10 protein-coding genes are annotated in these 8020 nt (G+C 71.0%); 8 read left to right on the top strand and 2 right to left on the bottom strand.

Annotated elements, in window-relative coordinates; genetic code table 11:
• The first annotated feature begins 94 nt into the window (after positions 1–94).
• Positions 95–871 (top strand): sensor histidine kinase, encoded by a 777-nt coding sequence (locus HUX53_RS38025; protein ID WP_309237627.1) that lies wholly within the window; start codon positions 95–97, stop codon positions 869–871.
• On the opposite strand, the gene HUX53_RS38020 is transcribed toward HUX53_RS38025, so the two are convergent.
• Complete coding sequence (locus HUX53_RS38020) at positions 822–2003, bottom strand: trans-acting enoyl reductase family protein (RefSeq protein ID WP_176408113.1); 1182 nt, start codon at positions 2001–2003, stop codon at positions 822–824. The two genes, HUX53_RS38025 and HUX53_RS38020, sit on opposite strands and share 50 nt — an antisense overlap.
• Positions 2004–2128: 125 nt before the next feature.
• Here HUX53_RS38020 and HUX53_RS38015 point away from each other — a divergent pair, with 125 nt between their 5' ends.
• Positions 2129–2305, top strand: a complete 177-nt coding sequence (locus HUX53_RS38015; protein WP_176408112.1) for a hypothetical protein — start codon at positions 2129–2131, stop codon at positions 2303–2305.
• Here the strand turns inward: HUX53_RS38015 and HUX53_RS38010 are convergent.
• Positions 2262–3167, bottom strand: coding sequence for a LysR substrate-binding domain-containing protein (locus tag HUX53_RS38010; protein ID WP_176408111.1), 906 nt, complete (start codon positions 3165–3167; stop codon positions 2262–2264). The two genes, HUX53_RS38015 and HUX53_RS38010, sit on opposite strands and share 44 nt — an antisense overlap.
• 200 nt (positions 3168–3367) lie before the next feature.
• On the opposite strand from HUX53_RS38010, the gene HUX53_RS38005 reads away from it, so the two are divergent.
• The 6 genes from HUX53_RS38005 to HUX53_RS37980 all read left to right on the top strand — a co-directional run.
• A complete protein-coding gene (locus HUX53_RS38005; RefSeq protein ID WP_176408110.1) occupies positions 3368–4801 on the top strand; it encodes a form I ribulose bisphosphate carboxylase large subunit in 1434 nt (477 codons plus the stop codon).
• Positions 4801–5229, top strand: a complete 429-nt coding sequence (locus HUX53_RS38000; RefSeq protein WP_176408109.1) for a ribulose bisphosphate carboxylase small subunit — start codon at positions 4801–4803, stop codon at positions 5227–5229. The genes HUX53_RS38005 and HUX53_RS38000 overlap by 1 nt, the downstream gene beginning before the upstream one ends.
• Positions 5226–6176: a CbbX protein gene (cbbX, locus tag HUX53_RS37995; protein ID WP_255206022.1), complete on the top strand. Its 951-nt coding sequence runs from the start codon at positions 5226–5228 to the stop codon at positions 6174–6176. The genes HUX53_RS38000 and cbbX overlap by 4 nt, the downstream gene beginning before the upstream one ends.
• A gap of 79 nt (positions 6177–6255) precedes the next feature.
• Complete coding sequence (locus tag HUX53_RS37990) at positions 6256–7164, top strand: proteasome assembly chaperone family protein (RefSeq protein WP_217920377.1); 909 nt, start codon at positions 6256–6258, stop codon at positions 7162–7164.
• 48 nt (positions 7165–7212) lie between these two features.
• Positions 7213–7632: a CBS domain-containing protein gene (locus HUX53_RS37985; protein WP_176408107.1), complete on the top strand. Its 420-nt coding sequence runs from the start codon at positions 7213–7215 to the stop codon at positions 7630–7632.
• On the top strand, positions 7629–8020 hold a 392-nt coding region (locus tag HUX53_RS37980; RefSeq protein ID WP_369009240.1), incomplete at its 3' end, for a dienelactone hydrolase family protein. The genes HUX53_RS37985 and HUX53_RS37980, both read left to right, overlap by 4 nt.

Below are 8020 nucleotides of genomic sequence, written 5' to 3'. Positions count from 1 at the left end.
TGTGTATATTCATGTTTGTGTATCAAATTTTTGTTTAATACAGGCAGAAGTCGGTATCCGAGTTGGGGATCTGTCTCGTGGGCTCGAAGATGTGGTGAAGAGACAGGTGCTGTCGTCCTGCCGGCGGCTGCGCACCGCGCGCGAGCGCGAGCACGCGGCCGAGCGGTTCGCCGAGCGGGCCGTCGAGGCGCAGGAGGCGGAGCGGTCCCGGCTGAGCCGGGAGATCCACGACGGCATCGCGCAGCGGCTCGCCAGCCTCGGCTTCCACCTGTCGGCCGCCGAGCGGGCGCTGCCCGAGCACCATCCGGAGGCGCTGGCGCAGATCATGATGGCGCGGCGGCTGTGCGAGCTGTCGGCCGCCGAGACGCGCGCGGCGATCGGGGGGCTGCGGCCGCCCGTCCTGGACGATCTGGGCCTGTCGGCGGCGCTCGCCACGCTGGCGCGCGAGGCCGGGGACGGTCCCGGACCGTCGGGCGTGATCGACGTGACCGTGACCATCGAGGGTGAGCTGGAGGACGAGCTGCCCGACCATGTGCAGACCGCGCTGTACCGGATCGCGCAGGAGGCCGTCGGGAACAGCCTGCGGCACGCGTCCGCGACCTGCGTGGATCTGCTGCTGGAGCACTCCTTCGACCGCGTCCGGCTGCGGGTGACCGACGACGGGAACGGGTTCTCCGTCCGGGACGTGCTGGCGCAGGGCCTGGTCAGGGGAGTACGGCCCGACTGCTACGGCCTGCGCGGTATGCGGGAGCGCGCCGAGCTGCTCGGCGGGCGGGTCGCGGTGAAGAGCAGGCCCGGCGCCGGGACGGCCGTCGAGGCCGTCATTCCGATTCCCGGACTTCGAGCACCCGGAAGGCCATCCCGGCCTTGACGAGCCGGATGATCAGCGCGTCGCCCATCGCCGCCGCGGTCGTGACCTGCCCGGACGTCTCGGGCAGGTCGTCGTGGGCCAGGCACAGCGCCGACTCGGCCAGCATCTTGGCCGTCTCGCCGTAGCCGGGGTCGCCGCCCGCGACCTCGGTGACGACGCGCCTGCCGCCGCCCTCGCCGGCGAACTTCACGCTGAACCAGTTGCGGGCGCGCCGCTCGGCGGAGGGCCCCTCGCCCGGCGACAGGGTGCGCAGCAGCAGTTTCCGGGTCGGCGGCAGCGTGGACAGCGCGAGCAGGGCGCCCGAGCCCGCCGCCAGCCCGCCCGCCGTGGCGAGCCGTTTGACGGCGAGGTAGTGGCCGTAGGAGAAGTCGGGGCCGTACCGGTCGAGGGCCGCCGCCGACCGGACGACGATCTGCGGGTCGATGGTGGGCAGCGGCAGCGTCCAGCCGTCCCCGATGCGGGACTTCGGCGCCGGGCGGCGCGAGATCCGCACCCTGCGGCCGGCGGGCGGCTCTTCCACGCGACGACGCTCGCGCTCGGCGCGCATCATTCCGGCCGCGTCCCCGAAGATGCCGACCGCCGAGTGCAGGGTGCCGCCGGACGCGTCCCCGCGGACCCGCAGGAACCCCTCGACGTGCAATGGGACGCCTTCGGGCAGCTGCTTGACGGTGAAGTAGACGCCGAGGTCGTGGGGGATCGAGTCGAAACCGCAGGCGTGCACGATCCGGGCGCCGCTGCGCACGGCCTCCTCGTGGTACTTCACGTACATGCGGTCGACGAACGTGGGCTCGCCGGTGAGGTCGACATAGTCGGTCCCGGCGCGCGCGCACGCCGCGACCAAGGGCTCGCCGTACTGGACGTAGGGGCCGACCGTGGTGATGACGACGCGCGCCGACTCGGCGATGGCGTCGATCGAGGCGGCATCGGTGGTGTCGGCGTGCAGCAGCGGCAACTCGGCGCAGGCCGGGTTGATTTTTGCGAGCCGGTCGCGGACGGCCTCGAGCTTCTCCCGGTTGCGCCCGGCCAGCGCCCACCGCGAATCGGCGTGTTGGGCCAGGTACTCGGCGGTCAGGCCACCGGTGAATCCGGTCGCGCCGAACAGAACGATGTCATACGGGCGGTCGGCGTTCATGATGCCCCTCTCACGGTTCCCCGAACCTGATTCTGTCCTCTCCGGTGCGGGCGATGTGCGGCGGGGCACCGATGTGAGCGACCGCACTCCTCTAGGGTTGCTCCGATGACGGAAATGGTGGCGTTGTGACCGGGCTGGCCGTGGCGATGGACGTCGTCGCCGTGGGCTTCCTCGCGTTCTTCGTGGTGCTGCTGACGCGCGGGAAGAGCGCGCACGCCGACGAGGGCGGACGATCTGTCGCCATGGTGCTGATCGCCGTCAGCCTGGGGCTGCTGTCGGTGTCGCTGTGGAGCCTGCCCTAGCGGGGGCCCATCCCGGCGCGTCCAGCAGGTGCCGGACGAACAGCAGCGTCGTCGGGGTCGGCGCGGCACCGGCGACCGCGTGCCAGGGCCGGTCGAGCGGCATTCCCGGCGCGTCGACGATCACGAGGCGTCCGGCGTGCAGTTCGGCGCCGACCGCGTCCCGTGAGACGAGCGCGACCCCGAGCCCGGCCGCCGCGCCCGCGATGACCGCGCCGTTCGAGCCGAGCACGAGCCGGGGCGGCGCGACCTCGCGTTCGGTCAGGTAGGCGTCGGCGGTCGCCCGCGTGCCCGAGCCGGGCTCGCGCATGACCCAGGGCGTGCGGGCGAGGGCGAAACCGTCCGCGAGGCCGGGGGCGCCGACGACCACCAGCTCGTTCGGACGCCTGGCCAGCACGGTCGCCGCGACCTCTGCGGGCGGACGACCCGCGAGCACCAGGTCGGCCTCGTGCGCGGCGAGGCTGCTCCACACCTGGCGGCGCGGGCCCACCTCCAGCGTCAGCTCGACGTCGGGCCACCGCGTCCGGAATGAGGCGAGCAGCTCGGGCAGGATCTGGTCGGCGGCCGTCGTGACCGCGGCCAGGCGCAGTGGCCCGCGTCCGGGATCGGCCGCGCCGCGCGCCGCCGCACGGCCCTCCTCCAGCAGGCCGAGGACCTGCCGCGCGTATCCGGCGTAGACGGTTCCGGCCGGGGTCAGCCTGATGCCGCGTCCGACCCGCTGGACGAGCGGCACGCCGAGATCGCGGGTCAGCGCGGCGACCGCCGCCGAGACCGCCGACTCGGTCACGTACAGCCGCCGCGCCGCCGCCCGCACCGAGCCGGTGTCGGCGAGCGCGACGAACGTCCGCAGCCGCGCCTCCGTCACGTCCGGCCTCCTCGTTCAAGTGAATGCTTGATGGTCACCGTAGAACACTTGATGGACATCGCAAGTATCGGGAGGCGAAGCTTCGAGGCGTCACGGTTGCACGCGACCGGGGCGCGGCGATCCGCTCCGCATCCCCTGGGACATGCCGTCCTTCACCCGGGGTGGAGCGCCGCGCCCCGTCGTCCAGGAAGGAGCGGCGGATGAGCTCGGGCAGATGGTCTGCGGGCGTGATCCCCTACGCGGAGATGGGCTACTGGCGTCCGGACTACGAGCCGAAGGACAGCGACATCCTCGCCGCCTTCCGGATCACGCCGCAGCCGGGCGTGCCGCCGGAGGAGGCGGGCGCGGCCGTCGCGGGCGAGTCGTCCACCGCGACCTGGACGGTCGTCTGGACGGACCGGCTCACCGCCTACGAGAACTACCAGGCCAAGTGCTACAAGGTGGAGCCGGTCCCCGGGCAGGAGAACCAGTTCATCGCCTACATCGCCTACGACCTCGACCTGTTCGAGGAGGGGTCGATCGCGAACCTGACGTCGTCCATCATCGGGAACGTCTTCGGGTTCAAGGCGCTGAAGGCGCTCCGCCTTGAGGACATGCGGATCCCGACCCACTACGTGAAGACGTTCCAGGGGCCGGCCCACGGCATCGTGATGGAACGCGAGTACCTGGGCAAGTTCGGACGTCCGCTACTGGGCGCCACGGTCAAACCCAAGCTCGGGCTGTCGGCGCGCAACTACGGGCGCGTCGTCTACGAGGCCCTTCGCGGCGGCCTCGATTTCACCAAGGACGACGAGAACATCAACTCCCAGCCGTTCATGCGCTGGCGCGACCGCTTCCTCTACTGCATGGAGGGCGTCCACCGAGCGCAGGCCGCCACGGGTGAGGTGAAGGGCCACTACCTCAACGTCACCGCCGCGACGATGGAGGACATGTACGAGCGCGCCGAGTTCGCCAAGGAACTGGGCAGCGTCATCGTGATGATCGACCTCACCATCGGTTACACGGCGATCCAGTCGATGGCGAAGTGGGCGCGCAGGAATGGCGTCATCCTGCACCTGCACCGTGCAGGGCACTCCACGTACACGCGGCAGAAGACGCACGGCGTGAACTTCCGCGTCATCGCCAAGTGGATGCGGCTCGCCGGCGTCGACCACATCCACGCGGGGACGGTCGTCGGCAAGCTCGAAGGCGACCCGAACAGCGTCCGCGGCTACTACGACACGCTTCGCCTGGACAAGGTGGAGGCCGACCCGGTGAAGGGCCTCTACTTCGACCAGGAATGGGCGTCGATGCCCGGCACGATGCCCGTCGCGTCCGGCGGCATCCACGCAGGGCAGATGCACCAGCTCCTGCACTACCTGGGCGAGGACTCGATCCTGCAGTTCGGCGGCGGGACGATCGGCCACCCCATGGGCATCGCCGCCGGCGCCACCGCCAACCGCGTCGCGCTCGAAGCGATGATCAAGGCGCGGAACGAGGGGCGCGACTACCTGGCCGAGGGCACCGACATCCTGCGCGCCGCCGCCAAGAACAGCCGCGAACTCGATATCGCCCTCTCCACTTGGGGCGACATCACGTTCACGTACGAATCCACGGATACCCCCGACGTCGTCGAAACCCCGGTGAGCATCTGATGCGAGTCACGCAAGGCACCTTCTCCTACCTGCCCGAGCTCACCGACGAGGACATCGCCAAGCAGGTCGCCTATGCCCTGGACCAGGGCTGGCCGTGCTCGGTCGAGTTCACCGACGACCCGCACCCGCGCAACTCCTACTGGGAGATGTGGGGGCTCCCAATGTTCGACCTCGCCGACCCGGCCGGCGTCCTGTACGAGGTCAACGAGTGCCGCAAGGCGTACCCGAACCACTACATCCGGCTGAACGCCTACGACGCGAGCTACGGGCGGCAGACGACCGCGCTGCAGTTCATCGTGCAGCGTCCCGCCGAGGAGCCCGGCTTCCGGCTCGACCGCGAGGAGACGTCCGACCGGCGCGTCCGCTACACGCTCCACCCCTACGCGCTCGACCGGCCCGAAGGCGACCGCTACGGGGCCGGACGTTGAGCGAACGCCCCGGCTTCGGGATGCGCCAGAACGGCTCCCCGGTGGACTCTTCCCAAGCTCCCGCCACCGGGGAGCCGCTCCCTCCCGATGCCCGCGTCGACCTCGCCAAGGAACGCGCCGACTCCCAGGTCGACTCCGTCCTGGACGCGCTGGACGCCGAACTCGTCGGCCTCGCCCCGGTCAAGACCCGCATCCGGGAGATCGCGGCGCTGCTGCTCGTCGACCGCGTCCGCGCCCGGTTCGGCATCGACTCCGGGCGTCCCAACCTGCACATGTGCTTCACCGGCAGCCCCGGGACGGGCAAGACGTCCGTCGCCGTCCGGCTCGCCGAACTGCTGCACCGGCTCGGCTACATCCGCCGCGGCCACCTCGTCTCCGTCACCCGCGACGACCTCGTCGGCCAGTACGTCGGCCACACGGCGCCCAAGACCAAGGAGGTCCTGAAACGGGCCATGGGCGGCGTGCTGTTCATCGACGAGGCGTACTACCTGTACCGCGCCGAGAACGAGCGCGACTACGGGCAGGAGGCCATCGAGATCCTGCTCCAGGTCATGGAGAACCAGCGGGACGACCTCGTCGTCGTCCTCGCCGGCTACAAGGACCGCATGGACTCCTTCTTCGCGTCCAATCCCGGCATGAGCTCCCGCATCGCCCACCACATCGACTTCCCCGACTACGAGCCGGACGAACTGGAGGCCATCGGTCACCTGATGACCGAACGCGAGGGCTACGTCCTCGCCCCCGAGACCGAACCGGTGTTCCGCGACTACCTCTCCCGGCGCCGCGCACAGCCCCGCTTCGCAAACGCCCGATCCGTCCGAAACGCCATTGAGCGCGCCCGCCTCCGCCACGCCAACCGCCTCCTGGCCACCGCCGGCCACGTGGACCGCGAAGCCCTCACCACCCTCCACCCAGAAGACTTCCTCGCCAGCCGCGTGTTCCGGTGACCGGTGTCACATCGGAAACGGGGATGGGCCTCCACATGTCCTAATGTTGTTTCCACGACATGTAGAGGTGGGGGAGAAGTTGCTTAACCCTGAGGATCTGTACGAGCTTGACGCCGACCTGCCGGAGATGACGGGTCCGGTGCTGCTGCACAGCCTCGACGGCTTCGTGGACGCCGGATCCACCGGGCAGCTCGTGCGCGAGCACCTCCTGGAGTCCCTTGAGCACCGCGTGATCGCCCGCTTCGACGTCGACTCGCTGATCGACTACCGGGCCCGCCGGCCGCCGATGACGTTCGACCGCGACCACTGGGCCTCCTACGACGCGCCCGAACTGGTCGTCCGGCTGCTGCGCGACGAAGCCGGCAGCCCGTTCCTGATGCTGTCCGGGCCCGAGCCCGACCGGCTCTGGGAAGGCTTCACCTCGTCCGTCGTCCACCTGGTCAAGAAGCTCGGCGTCGGCATCGTGGTCGGCTTCCACGGCATCCCGATGGGCGTCCCGCACACCCGTCCCGTCGGCACCACCGCGCACGCCACCCGGCCCGAGCTGATCACCAAGAACTCGTGGTTCGACAAGGTCCAGGTGCCCGGCAGCGCGGCCGGCCTGCTCGAACTGCGGCTCGGCGAGGCCGGGCACGACGCCGTCGGGTTCGCCGTGCACGTCCCGCACTACCTCGCCCAGTCCGCCTACCCGGCCGCCGCCGTCGCCGCGCTGGAGGCCATCGTCTCCGCGACCGGGCTGTCGCTACCCGTCGACCGGCTCCGCGACGCGGCCGCCGCCACCGACGCCGACATCGCCGAGCAGGTGGACGGCAACGACGAGGTCGAGAAGGTCGTCCGCGCCCTGGAGCAGCAGTACGACGCGTTCGCCGGCGCCGCCGAGCGCGACAACCTGCTCGCCGAGTCGGCGGACATGCCCACCGCCGACGAGCTCGGCGCCCAGTTCGAGCGCTTCCTCGCCGAGCAGGACGGGCCCGACCCGAACGGCTGACATATCCCGTCCGCCGCTGGGTAGGCGAGCGCCCGAGGGGGGTGGCTCATGGCCCAGAAGGTGAACGAGGTGATGACGCCGGTGCCGGTGGCGGTGTCCCCGGACACGTCCCTGGTCGAGGTCGGGGACCTCATGCGGCAGCACGGCATCGGGGACGTCCTGGTCGTCCACGAGGGGCGGCTGCGCGGCCTGGTGACCGACCGGGACATCGTGATCCGCGCCGTCGCCGCGCAGCGCGACATGTCCGGCACGACCGCCGCCGACATCTGCAGCACCAACATGATCACGGTCGCGCCCGGCGCGGACGCCGACGAGGCGGTGCGGCTGATGCGCGAGCACGCCGTCCGCCGCGTTCCGGTCGTGGACGGCGACCGCCCGATCGGCATGGTGTCCATCGGGGACCTGGCCGTCCAGCGGGACGAGCGCTCGGCCCTCGCCGACATCAGCGCCGAACCGCCCAACACATGATCACGCTGAAGCTGCGGGACGCCGAACTGCCCGGCGACCTGGCGATCCCGGACGGCGCGACCGGCGTCGTCCTGTTCGCGCACGGCAGCGGCAGCTCCCGGCACAGCCCCCGCAACCGCGCCGTCGCCGAGGGCCTCAACGCCGCCGGCATCGGCACGCTCCTCATCGACCTGCTCACCCAGCACGAGGACGAGGTCGACCGCGTCACCGCCGCCCTGCGCTTCGACATCGAACTGCTCACCCTCCGCCTGATCGGCGCCATCGACCGCCTCACCGAGGGCCTGGAATCGGCCCCGCACACCGCCGGCCTCCCCATCGGCCTGTTCGGCGCCAGCACCGGCGCCGCCGCAGCCCTCGCCGCCGCCGCGGCCCGCCCCCGCATCGGCGC

Source organism: Actinomadura sp. BRA 177 (genome assembly GCF_013372625.1).
Classification (GTDB): domain Bacteria; phylum Actinomycetota; class Actinomycetes; order Streptosporangiales; family Streptosporangiaceae; genus Spirillospora.
The sequence above is the reverse complement of the archived record's forward strand: the minus strand, read 5'-3'. Positions and strand labels throughout refer to the sequence as shown.

What these genes read in the sequence shown, in the direction of transcription:
- HUX53_RS38020 (WP_176408113.1), bottom strand. Translation starts at nt 2,003, where the DNA reads ATGAACGCCGACCGCCCGTATGACATCGTTCTGTTCGGCGCGACCGGA.
- HUX53_RS38005 (WP_176408110.1), top strand. Translation starts at nt 3,368, where the DNA reads ATGAGCTCGGGCAGATGGTCTGCGGGCGTGATCCCCTACGCGGAGATG.
- HUX53_RS38000 (WP_176408109.1), top strand. Translation starts at nt 4,801, where the DNA reads ATGCGAGTCACGCAAGGCACCTTCTCCTACCTGCCCGAGCTCACCGAC.
- HUX53_RS37985 (WP_176408107.1), top strand. Translation starts at nt 7,213, where the DNA reads ATGGCCCAGAAGGTGAACGAGGTGATGACGCCGGTGCCGGTGGCGGTG.